The 21,061-nt window shown below is 47.7% G+C and carries 21 protein-coding genes and 1 other RNA gene; 9 read left to right on the forward strand and 13 right to left on the reverse strand.

The annotated features are described in order from the left end of the window. Window positions 1-42: 42 nt before the first annotated feature. The 4 genes from rplM to tsf all read left to right on the forward strand — a co-directional run bounded on the left by rplM (window position 43) and on the right by tsf (window position 2,629). Window positions 43-486: a 50S ribosomal protein L13 gene (gene rplM, locus J0A67_RS22110; RefSeq protein WP_206571579.1), complete on the forward strand. Its 444-nt coding sequence runs from the start codon at window positions 43-45 to the stop codon at window positions 484-486. 11 nt (window positions 487-497) lie between these two features. Then, complete coding sequence (gene rpsI / locus J0A67_RS22115; RefSeq protein ID WP_206571580.1) at window positions 498-884, forward strand: 30S ribosomal protein S9; 387 nt, start codon at window positions 498-500, stop codon at window positions 882-884. A gap of 38 nt (window positions 885-922) precedes the next feature. Continuing rightward, on the forward strand, window positions 923-1,684 hold the full coding sequence (gene rpsB, locus J0A67_RS22120; RefSeq protein WP_206571581.1) for a 30S ribosomal protein S2: 762 nt from the start codon (window positions 923-925) through the stop codon (window positions 1,682-1,684). A 114-nt stretch (window positions 1,685-1,798) separates the two neighbouring features. Then, on the forward strand, window positions 1,799-2,629 hold the full coding sequence (gene tsf, locus J0A67_RS22125) for a translation elongation factor Ts (protein WP_206571582.1): 831 nt from the start codon (window positions 1,799-1,801) through the stop codon (window positions 2,627-2,629). A gap of 63 nt (window positions 2,630-2,692) precedes the next feature. On the opposite strand, the gene vapC is transcribed toward tsf, so the two are convergent. The 4 genes from vapC to J0A67_RS22145 form a co-directional block, all read right to left on the reverse strand. Then, window positions 2,693-3,085 (reverse strand): type II toxin-antitoxin system VapC family toxin, encoded by a 393-nt coding sequence (vapC, locus tag J0A67_RS23320; protein ID WP_206571583.1) that lies wholly within the window; start codon window positions 3,083-3,085, stop codon window positions 2,693-2,695. Then, a complete protein-coding gene (locus tag J0A67_RS22135; protein WP_206571584.1) occupies window positions 3,085-3,282 on the reverse strand; it encodes a type II toxin-antitoxin system VapB family antitoxin in 198 nt (65 codons plus the stop codon). The genes vapC and J0A67_RS22135 overlap by 1 nt, the downstream gene beginning before the upstream one ends. Before the next feature lie 164 nt (window positions 3,283-3,446). Beyond that, the gene (locus tag J0A67_RS22140) at window positions 3,447-4,736 is read right to left on the reverse strand and encodes an aminopeptidase P family protein (protein WP_206571585.1); all 1,290 of its coding nucleotides are present in this window, start codon (window positions 4,734-4,736) and stop codon (window positions 3,447-3,449) included. Between the two features lie 16 nt (window positions 4,737-4,752). After that, window positions 4,753-5,586: a glycosyltransferase gene (locus J0A67_RS22145; RefSeq protein WP_206571586.1), complete on the reverse strand. Its 834-nt coding sequence runs from the start codon at window positions 5,584-5,586 to the stop codon at window positions 4,753-4,755. A gap of 139 nt (window positions 5,587-5,725) precedes the next feature. Between J0A67_RS22145 and J0A67_RS22150 the strand changes: the two genes are divergently transcribed. The 4 genes from J0A67_RS22150 (at window position 5,726) to J0A67_RS22165 (ending at window position 10,278) form a co-directional block, all read left to right on the forward strand. Then, entirely contained in the window at window positions 5,726-6,952 is a 1,227-nt protein-coding gene (locus J0A67_RS22150; RefSeq protein WP_206571587.1) for a M16 family metallopeptidase, read from the forward strand. Window positions 6,953-6,954: 2 nt separating this feature from the next. Beyond that, window positions 6,955-7,599 (forward strand): O-methyltransferase, encoded by a 645-nt coding sequence (locus J0A67_RS22155; RefSeq protein ID WP_206571588.1) that lies wholly within the window; start codon window positions 6,955-6,957, stop codon window positions 7,597-7,599. Between the two features lie 61 nt (window positions 7,600-7,660). Then, window positions 7,661-9,262 (forward strand): LysM peptidoglycan-binding domain-containing protein, encoded by a 1,602-nt coding sequence (locus tag J0A67_RS22160; protein ID WP_206571589.1) that lies wholly within the window; start codon window positions 7,661-7,663, stop codon window positions 9,260-9,262. Window positions 9,263-9,285: 23 nt separating this feature from the next. After that, complete coding sequence (locus J0A67_RS22165; protein WP_438839600.1) at window positions 9,286-10,278, forward strand: DUF3078 domain-containing protein; 993 nt, start codon at window positions 9,286-9,288, stop codon at window positions 10,276-10,278. Here J0A67_RS22165 and J0A67_RS22170 read toward each other — a convergent pair. Together J0A67_RS22170 and J0A67_RS22175 are read right to left on the reverse strand one after the other, a co-directional pair. Further along, window positions 10,275-10,826, reverse strand: a complete 552-nt coding sequence (locus tag J0A67_RS22170; protein WP_206571590.1) for a hypothetical protein — start codon at window positions 10,824-10,826, stop codon at window positions 10,275-10,277. The two genes, J0A67_RS22165 and J0A67_RS22170, sit on opposite strands and share 4 nt — an antisense overlap. Before the next feature lie 41 nt (window positions 10,827-10,867). Then, on the reverse strand, window positions 10,868-12,013 hold the full coding sequence (locus tag J0A67_RS22175) for a DNA polymerase III subunit gamma/tau (protein ID WP_206571591.1): 1,146 nt from the start codon (window positions 12,011-12,013) through the stop codon (window positions 10,868-10,870). Between the two features lie 280 nt (window positions 12,014-12,293). Between J0A67_RS22175 and ssrA the strand changes: the two genes are divergently transcribed. Beyond that, window positions 12,294-12,694: a transfer-messenger RNA gene (gene ssrA, locus J0A67_RS22180) on the forward strand. 59 nt (window positions 12,695-12,753) lie between these two features. Here ssrA and J0A67_RS22185 read toward each other — a convergent pair. The 7 genes from J0A67_RS22185 to J0A67_RS22215 all read right to left on the reverse strand — a co-directional run bounded on the left by J0A67_RS22185 (window position 12,754) and on the right by J0A67_RS22215 (window position 20,965). Continuing rightward, window positions 12,754-15,411, reverse strand: coding sequence for an ABC transporter permease (locus J0A67_RS22185; protein WP_241265301.1), 2,658 nt, complete (start codon window positions 15,409-15,411; stop codon window positions 12,754-12,756). A gap of 1 nt (window position 15,412) precedes the next feature. Then, window positions 15,413-15,745: a PadR family transcriptional regulator gene (locus J0A67_RS22190; protein WP_206571592.1), complete on the reverse strand. Its 333-nt coding sequence runs from the start codon at window positions 15,743-15,745 to the stop codon at window positions 15,413-15,415. A 178-nt stretch (window positions 15,746-15,923) separates the two neighbouring features. Further along, on the reverse strand, window positions 15,924-16,619 hold the full coding sequence (locus J0A67_RS22195) for an ABC transporter ATP-binding protein (protein WP_206571593.1): 696 nt from the start codon (window positions 16,617-16,619) through the stop codon (window positions 15,924-15,926). After that, the gene (locus J0A67_RS22200) at window positions 16,616-18,103 is read right to left on the reverse strand and encodes a DUF5687 family protein (protein WP_206571594.1); all 1,488 of its coding nucleotides are present in this window, start codon (window positions 18,101-18,103) and stop codon (window positions 16,616-16,618) included. Before J0A67_RS22200 ends, J0A67_RS22195 begins: the two co-directional genes overlap by 4 nt. Window positions 18,104-18,246: 143 nt before the next feature. Continuing rightward, window positions 18,247-18,678: a VOC family protein gene (locus J0A67_RS22205; protein WP_206571595.1), complete on the reverse strand. Its 432-nt coding sequence runs from the start codon at window positions 18,676-18,678 to the stop codon at window positions 18,247-18,249. 127 nt (window positions 18,679-18,805) lie between these two features. Then, on the reverse strand, window positions 18,806-19,195 hold the full coding sequence (locus J0A67_RS22210; protein ID WP_206571596.1) for a VOC family protein: 390 nt from the start codon (window positions 19,193-19,195) through the stop codon (window positions 18,806-18,808). 126 nt (window positions 19,196-19,321) lie between these two features. Then, complete coding sequence (locus tag J0A67_RS22215; RefSeq protein WP_206571597.1) at window positions 19,322-20,965, reverse strand: S41 family peptidase; 1,644 nt, start codon at window positions 20,963-20,965, stop codon at window positions 19,322-19,324. Window positions 20,966-21,061 lie beyond the last annotated feature (96 nt).

Here is a 21,061-nt window from a genome sequence, read left to right on the forward strand (position 1 = left end):
GTCGATAAATAAATAACAAGCTAAAAATTAAACAGTTACACAGTGGATACTCTGAGCTATAAAACCATCTCAGCCAATTCTTCCACAGTAGAAAAGCAGTGGGTGGTAGTGGATGCCCAAGCTGCGATTCTCGGACGATTGGCGAGTGAGGTAGCAAAAATCTTGAGAGGAAAGACGAAGCCAAGCTTCACTCCTAACGTGGATTGTGGTGACAACGTCATCGTAATCAACGCAGACAAAGTCAGACTGACAGGTGACAAGTGGAACGCCAAAGTATATGTGCGCCACACCGGTTACCCAGGTGGACAGCGAATCTCTACCCCAAAGCTGTTGAAGCAGAAGTCTTCGGCAATTTTGGTTGAGAAAGCTGTAAGAGGCATGTTGCCTAAAAACAGATTGGGAAGCAAGTTGTACGGTAACCTGTACGTGTATGAAGGTGCTGAGCATCCTCACGCGGCACAGCAGCCAAAAGCCATCACTCTTTAATCGTCTAAATCATGGAAATGATCAACAAAATCGGTAGAAGAAAGACCTCTGTAGCCCGCATCTATATGGCTCCAGGAAATGGCAAAATCACCGTCAACAACCAAGCAATCGAAGTTTACTTCCCATTTGATCTGCACCAGATCGTCGTGAAGCAGCCACTTGCCCTCGTGGGCGTGGACGGCAATTACGACATCCAGATCAATGTAGACGGCGGTGGTATCAAAGGCCAGGCAGAAGCGGCCCGTATGGCGATCTCCAGAGCGCTTTGCGAGTTTGACGAAGCCCACAGAAGCCCTTTGAAAAAAGAAGGATTCCTTACCCGTGACCCTAGAATGGTCGAGCGTAAGAAGCCAGGACGTAGAAAAGCAAGAAGAAGATTCCAGTTCTCCAAGCGTTAATCGGAACGATCTTCATTCAATAGAAAACAATTTCATTCATGTCAAAAATCGAATACAAAGACTTACTGGATGCTGGTGTTCACTTCGGACACTTGACGAGAAAGTGGGATCCAAGAATGTCTCCATACATTTTCATGGAGAAGAACGGTATCCATATTATCGACCTCAACAAAACGCTTGCTTGCCTCGAAGAAGCATCCAACGCAATCAAGCAAATCGTACGCTCCGGCAAAAAAGTGATGTTTGTCGCTACGAAAAAGCAAGCCAAGGACCTAGTAGCTTCCGAAGCTCAGCGTCTGAACATGCCTTACGTGACCGAAAGATGGTTGGGTGGTATGCTGACCAACTTCGCTACAATCCGCAAGTCCCTCAAGAAAATGTCAGGTCTTGAAAAACTGATGAAAGAGGACGCTTACAAAAACCTGGCGAAAAAAGAGCGTCTGATGGTAAGCCGTCAGAAAGAGAAAATGGAAAGCGTGTTGGGCGGTATTGCCGACCTGAGCAGACTTCCAGCGGCTCTTTTCGTAGTGGATATCAAAAGAGAACACATCGCGATCGCCGAAGCTCAAAAGCTTGGTATTCCGGTTTTCGCATTGGTGGATACTAACTCCAACCCTAACGAGGTGGACTTCCCCATCCCAGCCAATGACGATGCCTTCAAATCAGTTTCTTTGCTGGTAAAAGCATTTGGAGCAGCTATCGAAGAAGGTCTTTCTGAGCGCAAGAGAGACAAGGACGATGCTAAACTTTCTGAAGAGGAAGAAGCAAAAAGAGCTGTGGACGCTGAAACGCAAGAATAATCCACAATCGATTTGAAATATAAAAATTGAACATCCGGCTCCGGTCGATGTTCAATTTTTTGTTTTACCTGACCAACGAACATATCCCGTTTAAATCAATAAACAGATCACACCATGGCAATTACTGCACAAGAAGTAAACAAACTGAGACAAATGACCGGTGCCGGTATGATGGACTGCAAAAAAGCTTTGACTGAAGCTGAAGGCGACTTCGAAAAGGCAGTAGACATCCTCAGAAAAAAAGGTCAAAAAGTATCTGCTTCCAGAGCTGACCGTGAGACCAAAGAAGGAGTAGTAGTAACCCGCGTAGCCGAAAACGGCGCAAAAGGCATCCTCCTTTCATTGACTTGCGAGACTGACTTCGTGGCTAAAAACGAAGAATTCGGTGCTTTCGCAAACGCATTGATCGATCTTGCTGTAGCAAACGGTAGCGATTCCAAAGATGCTGTAATGGCCCTTCCTTTCGAAAACATCACCGTAGCTGAGAAAATCGTTGAAATGACCGGTAAAATCGGCGAGAAAATCGACATCTCCCACTTCGAAATCGTAACTGCTGAAGCGGTTGTTCCTTACGTTCACTCCAATGGCAAATTGGGTGTATTGGTAGGATTGGTTAACGCTTCTGGTGCAGACGTAGAAGAAGCTGGCAAAGACGTGGCGATGCAGATTGCAGCGATGAACCCTGTAGCCGTTGACAAAGACGGTGTGGATGCTTCTACTATCGAGCGTGAAATCGAAATCGGTAAAGAGCAGGCTAGAGCTGAAGGCAAAGCTGAAGAAATGCTGGAAAAAATCGCAATGGGCAAATTGCAGAAGTTCTACAAAGAAAACACTTTGTTGAGCCAGCAGTTTGTAAAAGACGGTTCCAAGTCTATCGCGCAATACCTTGACGGTGTGAGCAAAGGCCTGACCGTAAACGCGTTCAAGAGAATCTCCATCGGATAATCTTCCGATCTTTATTCTTATAAAAAACCCCTCCCGGAGCGATCTGGGAGGGATTTTGTTTTTCTAGTAGAATTGAAGATCTATGACTTTCCCAATATTCAGGAAATCTCTATCATCATGCAGTAAAGGAGTTCCCTCCAAATTGGCAAAAAACGCTATTTGGCAATCCTGACTTTTTCTGACGGTGATACCCATCTTCCTACAATTCCGATAAACCTCTGCCGCCCCAAAAGCGACGACATACGGATCTACTTTCAATTGAGGGAGGAAGTTAAAAAAATGGGAGATCCTTTGGACTTCGTCGTCAGTCCCCATTCCCTGTAATATTTCTTGCAAGATGATCGGACAAATCACAGCCTTATCCTCTAAAAGCAATTTTCTTACCTTCTCTCGAATAGCGGGATTTGAGTCTCTGAAAAAATGAATCCATGCGCTTGTATCAATTAGGACTCGCATTAGTCTCTTCCACTTCTCATTTCTTCCAAGTCACCTTCCCATTCGATCTTTCCCGCAAGATCTGCAAGTTCACTCAATTTCAATTTCCGTAAGTACTCTTCAAGAGCCCGATTCACAGCTTCTTTTTTTGTGGAAATTGCAGTCAACTTCATGATTTCATCAATCAGTTCCTGATTTATTTCAATGTTAGTTCTCATGATTTTAGGACCGATACACCAATTTACTTTTTTTTATACACCTAGAATAAAAACTCCCCAAAAATAGTTCCGGTCTAGCTTTTCCAAAGTTTGAACCTTTGGAAAAGCTAGACCGGAACAAGCTGTATGCTTCGTCCTGTGTCTCCACAGGCCGTTCTTATACCTTAAGCATTCATTAACTCCTCGATCTCGGCTGCCTCGATCGGGATATTTCGCATGAGGTCTAGGAAACCGTTTTCCTGGATCACTACGTTGTTTTCCAGTCGAATGCCGAAGCCCTCAGCTGGAATATAGATCCCCGGCTCGATGGTGAATACCATACCCGGCTTGATCGGAAAGTGCATCGTCCCCACATCGTGTACATCCAAGCCCAAATGATGTGAAGTCCCGTGCATGAAATATTTCTTAAATGCCGGCCAGTTCGGATCCTGATTTTTGATATCCGTCTGATCAATCAATCCCAGACCCAACAACTCTGATTGCATGATCAAGCCCACTTCCTTGTGATAATCCTGGATATTCGTACCCGGTCTGAGAATCTCGGCAGCCGCTCTATGCACTCGCAGCACGGCATCGTATACTTCACGCTGCCGTTTGGTAAATCTGCCGCTCACAGGAATCGTTCGGGTCATGTCCGCATTGTAGTTGCCATACTCGGCTCCCACGTCGAGGAGAAGCAATTCGCCTGCGTTGCAAGCCTTGTTGTTTTCAATGTAATGCAGCACACAAGCAGAAGCCCCCGAAGCGATGATCGGCTCGTAGGCGAAGCCTTTGCTTCTATTGCGGATAAATTCGTGGATAAACTCTGCTTCGATCTCATACTCGGTCACGCCTGGCTTCACAAAGCCTAGAATTCTTCTGAAACCCTTCTCTGTGATATCACAAGCAATCTGCATCTGGCCTATCTCCTCCCTTTCCTTTACACCTCTCAATTCATGCATGATCGGGGCAGCTCGTTCGAATCCATGAAGTGGATGCTTCTCCTTGCAGGACTTGATGAATCTGGCATCTCTCGTTTCCACGACTACACCCGCTCGCAAATGTTCGTTCGTATTCAGATAGATTCGATCAGACAAAGACATGACCGAGTTGAAGATCTGATCAAAGGCCGAGAGCCACTGGATATTTTGGATACCAGAAGCCGCCTCCGCCTCCTCCTTGGTGTATTTGTGTCCTTCCCAGACGGCGATATGCTCATTGGTCTCCCTTAGAAAAAGCACCTCACGCCAAGCAGGATTGGGGCAATCGGGAGCGATCAGCAGGATGGTCTCCTCTTGGTCTATCCCACAGAGGTAAAACAAATCGTTGTTTTGCCTAAATTTCATCGTGCCGTCCGCGTTGGTCGGCAGGATGTCGTTGGCATTAAAAACAGCAACCGAGTTCTTGGCCAATTTCGCGGCAAATTTGACTCGGTTTCGAATGTAAAGTTCTTTGGGTAACGGATTGTATTTCATATTCCTTTGATAATTCTCAGATTAGTTTTTTGAGTCCATTTTTGCAGACAAACTGCCGCTTTGCCTGATTTTGCCGCATCATCGCCATGTTTTCCTCCTGATCCGTCCAGCTTTCCTTGTGCCAAAGATGATATTGCACCGCCAGATTCCTTACCGATTTCAGATGATAACCCATCCCCTCGAATCTCCAATGCAAGTCGATATCCTCTCCCACCGCCGGTCGGACATAATCTTCGTCAAAGCCGTTAATTGCTTCGATAGCCTTGCGGTGAAAGGACATGTTGCAGCCCTTGAGCTGGCTCATCTTCCGAAGTCTCGGGATGAAGCCCAGCCAGCCCTTTGGGTCAATAAATACCCCTTCCTCCAAAAAGGCTCCGCCATTCTTTTTGATCTTAGCAGCGTTCTTTCTGATGACCTTTCCCATTTTTTCGAGCGCGTAATCTCCACCGATCAGCCTTTCGGAGGTCTCTGCATCCAACTTGACGCGCTTTCCTGCCAAAATTGATTTGTCGTCGGCAAGTTGGCAGTGAAACTCCATGAACCTGGGATGTAGTACACAGTCTCCATCAATAAATACCAGCCAATCGGCTTTGGCCGCTTGTATGGCCCGATTCAGCGCTTTGTTTTTTCTCCAACCCACATCGGGCTGTGTAAGATGGTAAACAGGAAAAGAACTTTCCAGTCCCTTGACGTACGCCTCCATCTCCCCGCTCTCTCCGTCTTCCGAGATGATGACTTCAAACTCGCGAAAGGTCTGGTCCTCCAGCGATTTCATCACCGCGTCCAAAAACCTCGTGTTTTTGTAAACCGAAATGATCAGCGAGGCTTTGGGGGGAGTCGAACTCAGCATAAAAACGGGGAGAATTAAACTTGAATCGGCATTTCGGTGTTAGCAAAACCTGTATGAATGCTCGGCTACAAACTTAAGGCTAATCCCAAGAAGATAAAAAGCTGATTTTTTCGCTACTTTCAAATTCAAACTGGAATTCATGTACCAACTCAAGGAACTGGCAAACGGCATCCGGATCGTCCATCAACAAGTCACCCATACCCGACTGGTCCATTGCGGCTTTATTCTAAATATCGGCAGCCGGGACGAAGACAAGGACCAAGAAGGCTTGGCCCACTTTTGGGAACACATGGCATTCAAAGGCACCAAAAAGCGTAAGACCTTCCATATCATCAACCGGCTCGAATCCTTGGGAGGTGAGCTAAATGCCTACACAACCAAGGAAAAAGTCTGCTTTTACGCCTCTGTGCTGAAGGATCACTATCCCAAAGCTGCCGAGCTCCTATTCGACATCACCTTCAACAGTACCTTTCCAGAACGTCAGATCGAAAAGGAACGCCAAGTGATCCTAGAGGAAATGGCGATGTACCGCGATTCCCCGGATGACTCCATCCAGGATGAGCTCGACGAATTGGTGTTTGCCAACCATGCCTTGGGTCGAAATATCCTAGGTACCGAGGAAACGGTTGGTCGCTTTACCCAGGAGGATTTCTTCGACTTCATCGCGACTCGGCTCGACACCTCCGAGATCGTATTCTCAGTAGTCGGCAATATCACTTTCGAAAAAGCCCTGAGAGCCATAGAAGGCCCACTCTCGCAAATCCAAAGCAAGCGCACACTCTATGTTAGGAGTGGTTTTCATGACTACAAAGCGAGACACAAAACCGTGCAAAGAGACGTGACACAATCTCTTTGCGCCATCGGACGTCCAGCCTATTCCCTTCACGACAAAAACCGCTTCAAACTTTATCTGCTTAACAACATCTTGGGCGGACCAAGCATGAACAGCAAGCTCAACCTCTCCCTCCGGGAAAATTATGGCTACGTCTACTCCGTCGAGTCTAGCTATCAGACTTATTCGGACACTGGCTTCTTCGGCGTCTTCTTTGGCTCCGAAGAAAAAACCCTAAAAAAATCGCTTGCGGTCGTCCATCGAGAGATGGAAAAACTTAGAAACAAAAAACTCGGCAACATTCAGCTGCACATGGCCAAAGAGCAAGCCATCGGGCAGATGGCCATGGCCGAGGAAAACTACGCGGCACTCATGCTCGTCTACGGCAAAAGTCTCATTGACCATGACAAGATCGATCCGTTGGAAAGAATCTTCGAGAAAATCAGGGCTACCACTGCCGAGGAAATTCAGGAAATTGCACAGGAAATCTTCAACCCTGACCAGCTCAGCTACCTCATCTATACCCCAAACTGACCATGGAACTATTTGACCCCGCACTTTTGGCCTACTGTGAATCCACCAGCACCGCAGAGGATGCTCTTCTGAAAAAGATCGTCAGGGAGACGCAGGCAAAAGTCTTGATGCCGCGGATGCTGTCAGGACATCTGCAGGGCAAGATGCTGGAGTTTTTTTCCAAAATGCTGCAGCCCAAAACAATTCTGGAAATCGGAACTTACACGGGATACTCGGGGATATGCATGGCCCGAGGACTCAGACCAGACGGAAAACTGATCACCCTCGATATCAATGACGAGCTTGAGCCAATGGTCAGGGGATTTTTTGAGGAAAGCGGACTAGCGCCCCGAATCGACTACAAGCTCGGTAACGCCAGGGACATCATCCCGACCTTGGCGGGGCCGTTTGACCTGGTCTTCATAGACGCAGACAAATTCTATTACTCGGAATACTTTGATCTGGTCATAGATAAAGTATCGAGCGGCGGGATCATCCTCGCAGACAACGTGCTTTGGTCGGGTAAGATTTTGGTAGAGGAAGGACAAAAAATCGACAAAGACACACAAGCGCTTTTGGATTTCAACAGGAAGGTACAAGACGATCCCCGGGTGGAAAATGTCCTGCTTCCAATCCGCGATGGTGTATTGATGGCCAGAAAACTGTAAGTGCAGTAAAAAGGGAACCATTTTTGCTGACAAGGGCAGAGTAAAACGAGAGTCACTTTCGATGAAACCCCGTCACTACCTCACCCTCCTTTTTTTAGTTCAGTTTCTATGTCTACAGCGGCTTTGGGCCCAGATCCCGCAAGTTCCTGCCCAGCTGCAATTTGCAGACATCACCGTGAGAATCAACCCTCAAGCCCAAAGGGAAATCCAATTGGACGTGGATGCCCAATATCGAAACCCGTCCTATTTCAAAGTGAAGCAGGACCGAGTCAACCTCTATCTGCCCATCGTCGAGCGCGAGCTGCGAAACCAAGGCGTTCCTGAAGACTTCAAATACTTGGTCATCCAGGAAAGTGGGCTTATTCCGGATGCCGTCTCTACCTCCAATGCGGTTGGATTTTGGCAATTTAAACAAGGAACGGCCGAAGAGGTCGGGCTACGCGTGGATGCGCAGATCGACGAGCGCAAAAATATAGCCACCTCCAGCCGGGGAGCCGCACTTTATCTCAAGAAACACAACAGCCAGCTCGACAATTGGATGACAGCCTTGGTGTCCTATCAGATGGGGCTTGGAGGCGCGAAGAGCTACTTTGGGAGTCAATACTCCGGAAAGAAGGTAGTCGAAGTAGACCGAAACACCCACTGGTATTTCAAGAAGTATCTTGCACACAAGATCGCCTATGAAAACCAGTCTACGATGTTGGTGTCGAGCCCGCAACGACTGGCAGAGGTCAGCGTGCAGGGGCCCTCCACGATGGCCGCTCTATCCAAGCGCTTTGGCGTGAGTGAGGCACACCTCAAGGAGTTTAACAAATGGGCTGGAAACGGGAGGATACCCGCTGGTACCTATACCCTTTTCTACATCAAAGAAGGAAGCCTTCCTCTAGAGCCTGCAGTAATTAAGTCTGAGGAAAAACCGAAGAAAAATCAGACCTATACCGCATCCGCCAAAAACTCACCGGCATACAAACAGGCCAACTCCTACCCTAGAATATCCGGAAACACCACCAAGGCCAGCCAGCCGAACCAAATCACCGTCAATGAACTGGATGGCGTCCAAGCCTCAAAAACAACTTCCTCCGAAAAATTCTCCCAAGAAATAGGCATCAAGGAAAAGAAGTTTCTCCGCCTCAACGACCTGGATCCAGAGGACCGCGTGGAAACCGGCAAGTATTACTATACCGAGAAAAAGAAATCAAGCGCGGACGTCGAGACCCATATCGTGATGCCCGGCGAAACCCTTTGGTCCATTTCCCAGAAATACGGCATAAAACTGTCCTCGCTCAAGTCCAAGAACCGGATCAGGAAGGACTCAGAACTCAAAGTAGGCATGGTACTGAACCTGCGCGAGCCGAGAAAACGAGGGGAGGATATTCAGATCGTCCCGGTCAACCAGCCGGCTCCTCAGAAAAGAACCGAAATTGCTTCCACTGAATCCAGGCCTGCTGAGACCAGAGTAGCAGAAAACAGCCCGACTCAGATTTCTGAGAATGCTTATAGAACTGAGGCCAGAAGAGTAACCCATAATGTCAGCCGGGGCGAAACCCTTTTTGCTATATCCAAAAAATATGGTGTTTCTGTAGACGAGCTGAAATCCTGGAACAACATCGGGAGCCAAAACATCATCAGCATCGGTCAGAAATTGGTTATCTTCGTGCCCTGATCTGCCTATCTAACCATCGATTAATGAGTAAGAATTTCCTTTTCACAGGAATCCTGATTTTCCTTTTTGGCCTATCAGCTTTTGGTCAAGATAGAAATATAATTCCCGACACAGTCCTGATCAATGGCGACACCCTGCTGATGCTCGGGGATTCTATCCTGATAGACGAACCGGTAAAAGAGATCTTCTGGAAAACCGGCGGAAACTACAACCTCAACATTCAGCAGGTCACCTTGAGCAATTGGGCGGCCGGTGGATCCAGCTCCTTTGCACTGAATTCAGGCGTCACGCTATTTGCCAACTACAAAAAAGACTCGAAAGTCTGGGACACCCAGATGACGGTAAACTTGGGCTTCAACCGTCAGGGCAGTCGCGACTTTGAAACTCGCAAGACCAACGACAATTTCGTATTCGTCAGCAACTACGGGCGGCAGCTTTCCAAGCTAATGTACCTCAGTACCCAGCTGGATGCGCGAACCCAGCTTTTGCCAGGCTATAAATACTCGAAGCCCTCAGGCAGTGAAAGGGAAGTTCGAACCAAAATATCCGACCTGCTTTCTCCAGGCTATCTACAATCCTCCACAGGTTTGAACCTGAGAAAGACCTACGAGAACAAAGGCAAACTATCCGTCATCGTGTCGCCGTTTACGGGACGATTCACCATTGTGATGAACGACTCGCTTAGCAATGCCGGCGCTTTTGGTGTGGTCCCAGGCGAAAACGTCCGAGCCGAGGCAGGTATGTCTTTCGCGGCCGGAGTTGTGGATTTTGTCATCATGGAAAATGTGACTTGGAAAGCCGACCTGAATCTCTTTTCCAACTACGAGAGCTTCGGCAATATGGTGGTCAACTTCAACTCGATCATCCGATTGAAGGTAAACAAATTCATCTCCACCCGGATCGAAACCGCCGTGATCTACGACGAAAACGTCTATGTCCAGCAAGATGACGGCAGCTCCAAGCAAGCCGTGCAGCTACAGAACCTGATCAATTTCGGGATTTCACTGGATTTCTAGAAGTCCACTTCCAAGCCAAACTTCCGCTGAAACTCGGCTAGAGCGGGATGCTTGTCCCTTAAAAAATTCAGCTTGTCGGTGTTGGTGTACAGCTTGGGCTTGCCATTATCGATTTCTTCCATCAGCTCTACCGTGATAATTACCCTGTCAGCTCCGGTAAACTGTCGTATCAAAGCAACCAACTCAGGCTTCATTTTTCCGGCAATCTCTTCCTGAATCGAGCCCATCACTCCTAAAACTACCTCTCCTCCGTCCTTTACCTTGATAGGTTGATCCAGAATAGCGAGTTCGAACTTTCTGTCGGCTTTTCGGTAATGCTCTTGGATGGAATAGACGTGCTGGTCAAACAGCTCCTGAGTCAAAGTCACCGAAGATCTGGATGTTTTTACTTCTACGACCTCTTCCTTCATAACCATTTTGGCAGCCTCGGCACTTTCTTTAGCCTTCTGATCCACCATTCTCTTGGTATGGCTCAGGCTGACTGGAATGGAAATCGTGGTTTTTAGCGGACTTTTCTTCGATACGGATATATCGGCAGAACTAGGCAAAGGGACGAGCTCGGGCGCTTTAGACTTCCCCGCCTGTTCACTCAGACTTTTTTTTTTGACTCGGCGCTGGACAGAGTAGCTAGCCTAAATGCCTGGGGAAGCTTGGCCATTTTCATTAGCGCCAACTCGACGTGAAGACGCTGGTTTTTACTCGTCTTGTAGTTGATGTCGCACTGGTTTGCCAGATTGAGTGCAGAAAGCAATAAAGAAACTGACGCCTGTTGGGTCTGCTGTAGATAACGCTCCATTGCTGACTCCGACACTTGCAACAGCTCAACGGTCGCCTCGTCTTTGACTACCAACAAGTCCCTAAAGTGCTCACTCAGCCCAACGATGAAATTATGGCCATCGAATCCTTTTTTCAGGATTTCATCAAAAATTAAGAGCGTTGCAGAAAGGTCCTCCGCCAATAACGCATCCACTACCTTGAAATAATAGTCGTAGTCAAGGATGTTGAGGTTTTCGATCGTCTCCTTATAAGTCACCTTTTTCCCTGCGGAATAGGTCACTATCAGGTCGAAAATCGAAAGCGCATCCCGCAAAGCTCCATCCGCCTTGGTAGCAATTAAGCGCAGCGCCTCATCTTCGTAATCTACCTTTTCCTTTTCCGCGATATGCTTCAGGTGATCCGAGATGTGCTTGATCTGAATTCGGTTGAAGTCAAAAATCTGGCAGCGTGAAAGAATCGTAGGAATGATCTTGTGCTTCTCTGTGGTAGCCAAGATGAAGATCGCATACTTGGGCGGCTCCTCCAAGGTCTTCAAAAAAGCATTGAAGGCTGCTGTCGAAAGCATGTGAACTTCGTCAATGATATAGACTTTGTACTGCCCCTTTTGCGGAGCGTAGCGCACTTGGTCTACTAGATTCCGAATATCATCTACTGAATTGTTGGAAGCAGCATCCAGTTCGTAGATATTGAAGGAGGAACTGTTCTGGAAAGAAACACAAGACTCGCATTTGCCACAGGCTTCGAAGTCTTTGGTGACGTTTTCGCAGTTGATGGTCTTGGCAAGGATACGTGCGCAGGTAGTCTTCCCGACACCACGTGGTCCGCAAAATAAGAAAGCCTGGGCTAGGTGATTGTTTTTGAGCGCATTTTGAAGCGTGGTGGTGATGTGCTGCTGTCCCACGACACTTTTAAAGTCTGCCGGTCTGTATTTTCTTGCCGAAACGACGAAGTTTTCCATCGCTGCAAGATATAAAAAACTGGATATTCGGCAGGAGAGAAAAATAGCGATCGGGAAAGTTTTTCAATAAGCAGCTGAGCGTAAGCAGTATTGGATTGGGAGTTGAGAATTGAAAAAATCGGGATTGGCGTTTGGTGTCCGATATCCGGAGTCGAACGCTTTGGACTTTGGGAGAATGGCGAATTGCAAACGTTACGCCCTAGAGCAGGAAGCTCGTATTTCGCAATTCACAGCTGGGAGTGAACCATTTTTCCATTACTTTTGTCCTCCCTACACAAATGGGGCTGACCGGTTTTGACAGTAGGTGTAAAGATCGGGCTCGCATGCAGGCTGGAGTATGTACGGCCTTGAAAGATTCATACGAACGATAAATGGCGAAACTTCTTACGCCATGGCTGCCTAATCTAACCTTATAGGATAGATCGCTTAAAGGGTTGAGTTACGAGAGTGATTCCCCGGCCACATCTCCCCACCCGCCGTCTGATCCGGGTGGATCCGAGGTGTCGACTTGATCGGACTGCTGCTTGTGATGCGATTAAGCAAGCTTAAGACCAATCGATAAGCCAAACTCAGGTGTGTCACCCAGCATAGTTTGGTCGAAAACCCAATCGGTGACTAAGCATGTAGACGGTACGGTGTTTCCTTATCTGGACGTGGGTTCGAATCCCACCAGCTCCACCTGAAGAAAGAGAAGCGAGAAATCGCTTCTTTTTTTTGTGGAAAACTAATGCTCAAAGTCTCTACTCGCTTTTCAGTACCTTGGCGGGGTTGCTTCTCGCGGCGTTGATCGTCTGTGAGCCTATCATTAAAAAAGCAATCCCCAACACCACAACCAAGCCTGCGGACAATTCCAAAAGCCTTATGGGCTCATGATATGGGAAGTTGACAAGTACGACTTTTTCAAAAAAGAAATAGGTGACAGGCAGGGCAAGTCCCGCCGATATTGACAGCAGAATCAGGAAATCCCGGCTCAGTAGATAGACTAGATTTTCCGAACTGGCCCCCATCACTTTGCGGATTCCGATCTCTTTGATCCTCGTCTCTGTCGCAAACACCACCATGCCAAACAGCCCCATTGAAGCGATGGAAATCGCTAGGAGCGACAAGAATCCGATGATCTTAATCATCACGGAAAACTCGCTGTAGGCTTCCTCGATATCCTCATCAAAAAACTTGGCATCCAATGGATGTATAGGGTCTATCTTCTTCCATGCTGCCTCCACCTTGGCCATCGTTTCTTGGATATTATCGCTTTGGATCTTGGCATTGACTACAGCCGGACTGCCCGGTGTCCAAAACATCAGCGCCGTTGGCTCGATGAGATTGTCCACCTTGCCGTAGTGAAAGTCTTTCATGACGCCCACAATCGTCATCTTTCGCCCAAATCCCTGGACATTGCTGAAGGTGACTTCCTCTCCGATTGCACGCTCCGGGTCCTGGTTGGCAATGTTGAAGCGCTTTAATACCTGTTCGTTGACAATCACCTCGCTAACGGCCGCTTGGGTGGCAGGACGAGCTTGAAAGTTGCCTCCAGCGATCAGTTCGTAGCCATGGAGTGCAAGGTAATTTTCATCGACATGGTTGGTCATTACCAATACGGAGTCCGTGGATTCTCCGTAACGCATAAAACCTCCCCAGGCATTGCCAATACTGGTCACAATCAGGGAGCGCGACAGTTCGCTTACTTCCGGCATCTCTCGGAGCTCTTTGAGAAAAACCTCCGGGTCGTTGCCCTGCATTTTGATGTTGAGGATATTCTCGGTGTTGAAACCCAGGTCAAACTCCAGGATGTTTTTGTATTGCACATAGCCGATCGCTGTAGCCGTAATAAAAATCAAGGTGAAGGTGTACTGGACAACGACCAATACTCTTCGGATTGGAAGATGCCGAAACACTTTCACAGAGGAAACATTCCGAAGGGCATCCATAGCACTGACTTTGGAGAAAAAAAGTGCTGGCAAAAAGCCGGCAATCACACCCACTAGAATCGAAAAAAGAAGGAAAATCACGATCAATTTCGCATTCAAGTCCAGCTTTACGAGACGCTGCATCTCCGGCGCCATATTGATAAGCTGTGGGCGTAGCAGTAGGAACAAAACAAATGACAGAAGTAAAGCAGCTAGGGACACCATGATTGCTTCGGCGAGAAACTGCTGCCAAACTTGGTTTTTGCCGGCACCGATCGCTTTCCTCAGTCCCACCTCTTTAAACCGGCGCATCGCCCGGGCTAGGGACAGATTGGTATAGTTAAAACATGCAGAGAGGATCACCACCAGGGCGAGGCTACCGACTATCCACAACAACTGTGGTGGGACGTGGGGACTGATGTAGCGCAGGCCCTCGGAACGTCGGAGATCCTCCGAAACTACGATATCGTACAAGGGAAGAAGTTCGAGTCGAATCTCCGTGTCTTCTTCACTGAGATTTTCATTCTTGGCCAGTGCGTCCAGCTGAGTCTGTACAGCCCCCTTGTCCGCATCCTCCGACAAACGCAGGTAAACATAGTTGGACCACATGTTGTCCCAGCTCTCGAAATCCGGATCACCGCTGTTTCTACTTTCTAGAGTGGAAAAGGAAACAAGCGCTTCAAAGTCGATATGGGAAAAGAAAGGCACATCTTCCACGATTCCGGTCACTTGATAGTCCACCGAGTCAAACCGAACCGCCTTGCCAAGTGCGGGCTGATGGCCAAAAAGCTTCTCGGCCGCCGACTCTGTAAGCACGAGGGAATAAGGGGCTCGCAGCGCCGTGTGTGGATTGCCTTCTTTTATTTCCAAAGAGAGCATTTCAAAAAGTGACGTCTCGGCCCAAAAACCTTTAAGGGGGAGAACATTCTCCCCCACCACCGCATCACCGGAGAAATCATCGCGGAGTATGGACACGTGCTCAACTCCCGTGACCTCTTCCCGGATCAGCCGGCCGGTTTTGACCGAAGTAGAGGGATATTTTCCCTGTGCACGTCCTTTGGTATGGACGTTCGTTATCCGATAGACTCGCTCTCCCTTTCCATTAAACCGGTCATAGGAATAGATATCATTCAGAAATGCGATCAGCAACAGCCCGACAGACATGCTGATCGCAAGACCGACTATGTTGATAAAAGAAAACAGCTTGTTGCGCATCACGTTGCGCGAAGAGGTTTTGAGATAGTTTCCGATCATGATGGGTTTTATAAAAGGGTGAAAAAACTCAGGCTTTCGTACGGTATAGCTTCGGAAGAACTTGATCGCATCGATGATGTAAATAAGTTTTGCCCGGCCTGGACCAAGATTTTGCACATTTCGCTCAAAGTACTCGTTCAGATCACCGAGAAGATCTTCTGCAAGCCGGGGTCTGCAATACCAAGCCACAAAGCGCTGCGCCCAAGCCGGCGGATGGTGATGCCTTTGCTCTTTCATATCACAGATTTTTCCAAGCCAAGGAAGGTATCCTATCCCACAGTTGGTCGCGCATCTCCTTGGCATTGACCAAGGCATTTTTGCCGGGAATGGTCAGCTGATAGAATCGCTTCCGTTTTCCTCCACGTGCCCTCGTCGCCTCGCCCAGCTGGCTTTTCACGAGGCCTTTTTCTTCCAGGCGATTCAGTACGGCATGTACCACACCCAGCTTCACGGTGCGTCCCGTGTGCGTGCTGAGCTCATCGCAAACCGCCACACTATACGCTTCATCCATCAGCGCGGCGACTGTCAGTAGTACCAGCTCTTCAAATTCCCCGATGTTGGTTCCTTTCATTCAAGATTTAAATTCCCTGAATGTATGTAAAACGATATTATAATACATACAAAATAAGATTTTTAACAAAAACGCTTTTCACCTCAGACTAAAAAAGTTCGTCTGCTTTGTTCCCACAAACAAAAACGCCTTCCGAAATTTCATCAGAAGGCGCGCATGTATGGGGCTAAGTGTATTTTCAGCCGGTAAAATAGGCATCTAGCTCGGCCATCATTTCAGCCTTTTCACGCAGATCGCGGATCACCTTGCCCTTTTCCAGTAGGACAATCCGATCACAGATCTCCGTGACGTGATTCAGATCGTGACTCGAGATCAGGAAGGTGACTTTGGAGTTTTCCTTTTCCCTCAGAATCAACTTTTTCAGACGGATCTGAGAACTCGGATCCAGGTTTTCGAAGGGCTCATCCAAAAATACCACCTCCGGATTCCCCATCAATGCCGCGGCGATACCGACCTTTTTCAGGTTGCCTTTCGAAAGGTCTCTGATGTATTTTTTCTTGCCTAGCACTTCGTCGTTGAAGAGCTCGACAAACTTGTCCAAATGCAGCTTGAGATCAGCTTCAGACAGGCCATAGATTTTTCGAAGCGTCTGAAAATACTCATCAGGAGTCAGATATGCCAAGAGCATGTGCTCGTCAAGATAGGCCCCTGTTTTGGCTTTCCAGTCCTCTGTTTTACTTACATCCTCGCCATTGAGGGTCACTGTGCCTGCAGTAGCTCTTACCAAATCGAGCATGATTCGGAATAGGGTGGTCTTTCCGGCACCGTTGTTCCCCACCAGTCCAAAACATTCTCCAGAGGGGATTTCGAGAGATTCCACATCCAGGACGACGGCTTCTTTGTATTGCTTTTTGAGTTGGGATATCTGTATCATAGTTCTTGACGGAAGGAGGAAGAAATTTCGTATCGGTTGGAAAGGACGCGGTCAATGTTGATTTGGGACAGGCGCTTAAAGCCCAATATCCCCAAGATCCCCGTCACGCTCAGGGCCAAAAGCCCGACGTAGTCGTTGAATAGCAGCGAAAATGGCACGTAGATCAGGTAAGGACCGAGCATCATGGGAATCACGATCAGAAATTGCGCGATGCCCACACCTTCGTAGTTGAACATGGCTCCTTTATTTAGATCCATGGGTTTAGGCTTCCACAGCGCCAGATAGATGATGACGTGGACCAGTATCCCGACGTTGAACAGGAAGGTGGCCAAATGGATCAACAAGAAATGCCAGCCAAAGTAGACGTATGGCACAGAAGCCAAAAAGCAGATGGCGGACACTCCCAAAAAGAGCAGGTATTTTCCACGCACCAGCGCCTCGATTCCTCCCCTTCTATTCAGGTAAAAGTCGAAGTTGGAAGAGTTCCAGCTAAGAAAGAGCTGGCCGTATTGGATCATGAAAATCCCCGTGATGAAAACGCCGACGAATATGAAGATAAAACTGAAGCCATCCTCGGTAGTATAGGCTGGATTGTTGTAAAAGATCAGCCCATAGAGTAGGAAAAAGCCAGTCATCATCAAAAACGTGCGGCTCTTCTTGTGCCGGATGATCAGCTTCCACTCCAGATTGGCCAACTCGCCAGCGAGTCCAAACCTCGAAAAAAAACCGATCGACTGATTGACAAATCGTACATCCTCTTCCTCGGATAAGTCTTCCATATAAGCGTTGGACACATAAAATCTAAAACAGAGCAAGTAGGAAACCACCATCAAGATCGCCATCCCAAGTACGGGAATCGGGCTGACCAAGGCGTAGTCAAATACCGGCTGAACCAGCTCGCCTAGATTAAACCATCCCATGTAACTGGATCCTGCACCAGCTACCAAGACCAGAAAAATCACAAATAAGCCAATCAGGCTATCTTCAAACCTTTGCTTGAACCACAGCATAAACCAATGTAGCGTCCAGCTCGCGAGTGCGATGGTAGACACCCACATCAGCGCCCCGGATGCTCCGTACTTTTCTGCTACCACCTGCATGGAAAAGGGCAGCACGAGCAAAATGGCGATGATATTCAAGGGGGAAACAAACGATCTAGTCAATAGCATCCTGATGATCCGGCTCTTCCCAATCGGAAGATGGAGCAAACTCTCCAGCTCGACCACCGGGAGCTTTTGGATAAAGTATCGATAGAGAAATTCTCCCAAAAAGAAATAAATCAAAAAGCTGTTGAGTAGGGCAATATGATCCTGCCCGGCTGCGACTTTTTCCAGTATTAGTTTGAGCAGGAGGCCTAGGCCCACCACGTAGCTTAACAGGACTAAGCCCAAAACAACCAGCAGGATATTGGTCAGGAGACTTTTGGCAAAGGATGTCGAGCGCACACTCTTGAGGAACTGCAATCGGGCAAGTGTAAAAAACATGCGTATTGTCGGAGTTTAAATTCTAATTGCAAAATATACCGAATTGCTAGATTATCCCGCAAGTTCAGCTAGGACTTGGTGCAAAATGATACCACCAAGACACCGAGCGAGTTGCTTTTTTGAATATCCAAGGCTCTGGAGGATCAAAAGTCATCGTTGATCTCTAGCCAATACCCATCCGGATCACGAATGTAAATCTGCTTGACTCCATCGACACGGTTGGTGACCTCACCGCTTACGCCTGCCCAGCTTTCGAAGGGGTAATTTCTGGACTTCATGTTATCCACAAAGGTCTGCATGTCGGGAATACTGAAACAAAGGTGGTTGACCTTGGACTTTTCCGAGGGCACCTCTTTACCCTCGATGAGATGAAGTGCGGAGCCGCCTCCAATGTCATACCAGGCATGGATCCCATCTTTGAAAGGCTCCTCGATTTCCTGAAGTGCCAAGACGTTTTGATAAAAGTCCATGCTCTTTTTTAAATTCGAAACATGGACTGCGATGTGGTTGACTTTGATCTGGGCAAATGCGCTCGCGGAAAACAAAATCAGGACTATTGTCAATATCTTTTTCATCGTCTTAGGGACTTGCGTATTCGATATTAGGGCTTTTTGGCCAAAGAAGGCCTATTTCCTAAATAAAAGCGCATTTAAAAACCTAAGCGCAAACGTTTTGAAGCTTTGGCCCAAAAAATCCAAAGTCTCAAAAATCGTCATTCACCTCAATCCAGTAGTTGTCTGGATCCCTGAAAAAAATCTGTCTTATCCCGTCTGGCCGAATGTGGATCTTTCCTCGGTCTCCCGCCCAGTTTTCAAAAGAGCAGTTTTTCTCATTCAAGTTTCGGATGAAAGCGTCCATGTCCTCCATGCTAAAGCACAGATGATTCGTCTTTGATATTTCCTGAGGCGGCTTCAAATCAAGCTCCTCTATGAGATGGACTGTAGCTCCGCCGCCGATGTCATACCAAGCGTGCAGCCCGTCTTTGAAGGGCTCTTCGACTGCAGTCAAACCCAAAACGTCTTCGTAGAATTTTCTACTTCGCGCCAAACTGGAAACATGGATGGCAATATGGTTGATCTTAACAGCGGACATGGTGGAAACGGTTAAAAAGAAAAAAGTAATTTACTATACCGCTACAAGATCGGCCCAAATCGGCAAAATCAAAAAGCCAGTCCGCATTGGACTGGCCTTTGGCATCAATTTTTTGAGAAAAACAGGCTACTCATCCGACAAGGTTGTAGCCATCGCAATCCGATCTGCCTCCCCGAATAGGTTCATAGCCTGGAGATAAACTTCATTGATATCATTAATCACACGGTAGAAGGCATTGTCATCATAAATCTGGCGGCCCAAATGCGCTTTTACTAGGATTTTCAGATATTCTTTGGACTTGTTGAAGTCTTTGGAGTCAAACTCCACCTTATTTTTCTTCCCGTACTCCACCAAATCCATCAACATGGCATCTGTCACTTCATAGTCTTTGTAGTATTGATCAAGGCTCATTGAGGCGAAGTCAGCTTTGTTTTTGTTCACAAAATCCAAGACATACTCTCTAGACGCGTCGGTACTGAACAGTCTTCTTACATAGACACTATTCATCGTAGTATCAAGCGGTACAAAGTAATCCGGCATGATACCTCCTCCCCCATAGACCGTCCGGCCTTTCTTGGTCTCATACTTCAGGCTGTCGTTGAACTTGATGCTATCTGCAGAGAAGAATTCCCCGTGAGTGTAGCGGTCCATCAAATCGGTTTCATAGGCCTCATAGTTTGAGTCATAAGGTTTTTGGATCGATCTGCCGGAAGGTGTAAAATACCGGGCTATGGTCAATCTCAACTCAGCCCCATCCGACAAGTCAATCGGCATCTGCACCAAGCCCTTGCCAAAAGAACGTCTTCCTACTACCAATCCGCGGTCATTGTCCTGAACGGCTCCTGCCAAAATCTCAGAGGCTGATGCAGATCCTTCGTCGATCAAGACGATCACAGAACCTTCCTCGAACATCCCAGGCTTAAAGGCAAAGGCCTTTTGGCTGTATTGGCTCACTTTCCCTTCTTGAGAAACGATAAGATCGCGATCCCCCAGCAGTTCATCAGCCATGTTGATCGCCGCTCCCATGTATCCACCAGGGTTGCCTTGGAGGTCGATGATCAGCTTCTTCATGCCTTTGGACTGAAGGTCAGTCAAGGATGTCTTAAACTCCTCATAGGTCGTCGCTGCAAACCGGCTTACTTTGATATACCCGATCTCATTGTTGACCATGTAGGAAGCATTGATGCTGTATTGGGGTATTTTGTCCCTGGTGATCTCGTAGGAAATCAGCTCGGGCTGGCTCTTTCTCTTGATATCCACGACAACTTTAGAACCCCTCGGACCTCTCAGATGGTCAAAGACATCCCGGTTGGTGATGCCTATCCCGGCTACATTTTCCCCGTCCACCTTGATAATCTGATCTCCGGATTGGATACCCAAAGCCTCTGAAGGACCGCCGGTAAGCGGCGCGACAACATAAATGGTGTCTCGGATTATCCCAAACTCTACGCCGATGCCATCAAATTCTCCTTCCAGCTGGGACTGTGCCAAAGACGCATCCCTGGCGGGAATGTAACTGGAATGGGGGTCCAGATTTTCCAACATCTTGGTAATCCCAAACTCCACCAGCTCATTCGTATTTACACTGTCCACGTAGTCGCGGTTGATATAAGTCATGATTTCCTGGAGCTTGTAGAGCGCCGCCCTGAGATCATTTTGGTTGCTTTTCGGCTCAGCGAAGGTCGCCCCAATCCAAATTCCCGCAGAAATTGCCAGGGCCAATATGATCGGAAGCCGGATTTGTGATTTAGTATTTTTGGTCTCGCTCACTTTTTCTCTGATTTTGTATTCAATTAACTCAAACTACCGATAAATGATCCACGAAGGAAACCGATTTTAGATAAAATTAACGATTGTTTGTACGGG

The organism is Algoriphagus aestuariicola, assembly GCF_017254835.1.
In the GTDB taxonomy this organism is placed as follows: domain Bacteria; phylum Bacteroidota; class Bacteroidia; order Cytophagales; family Cyclobacteriaceae; genus Algoriphagus; species Algoriphagus aestuariicola.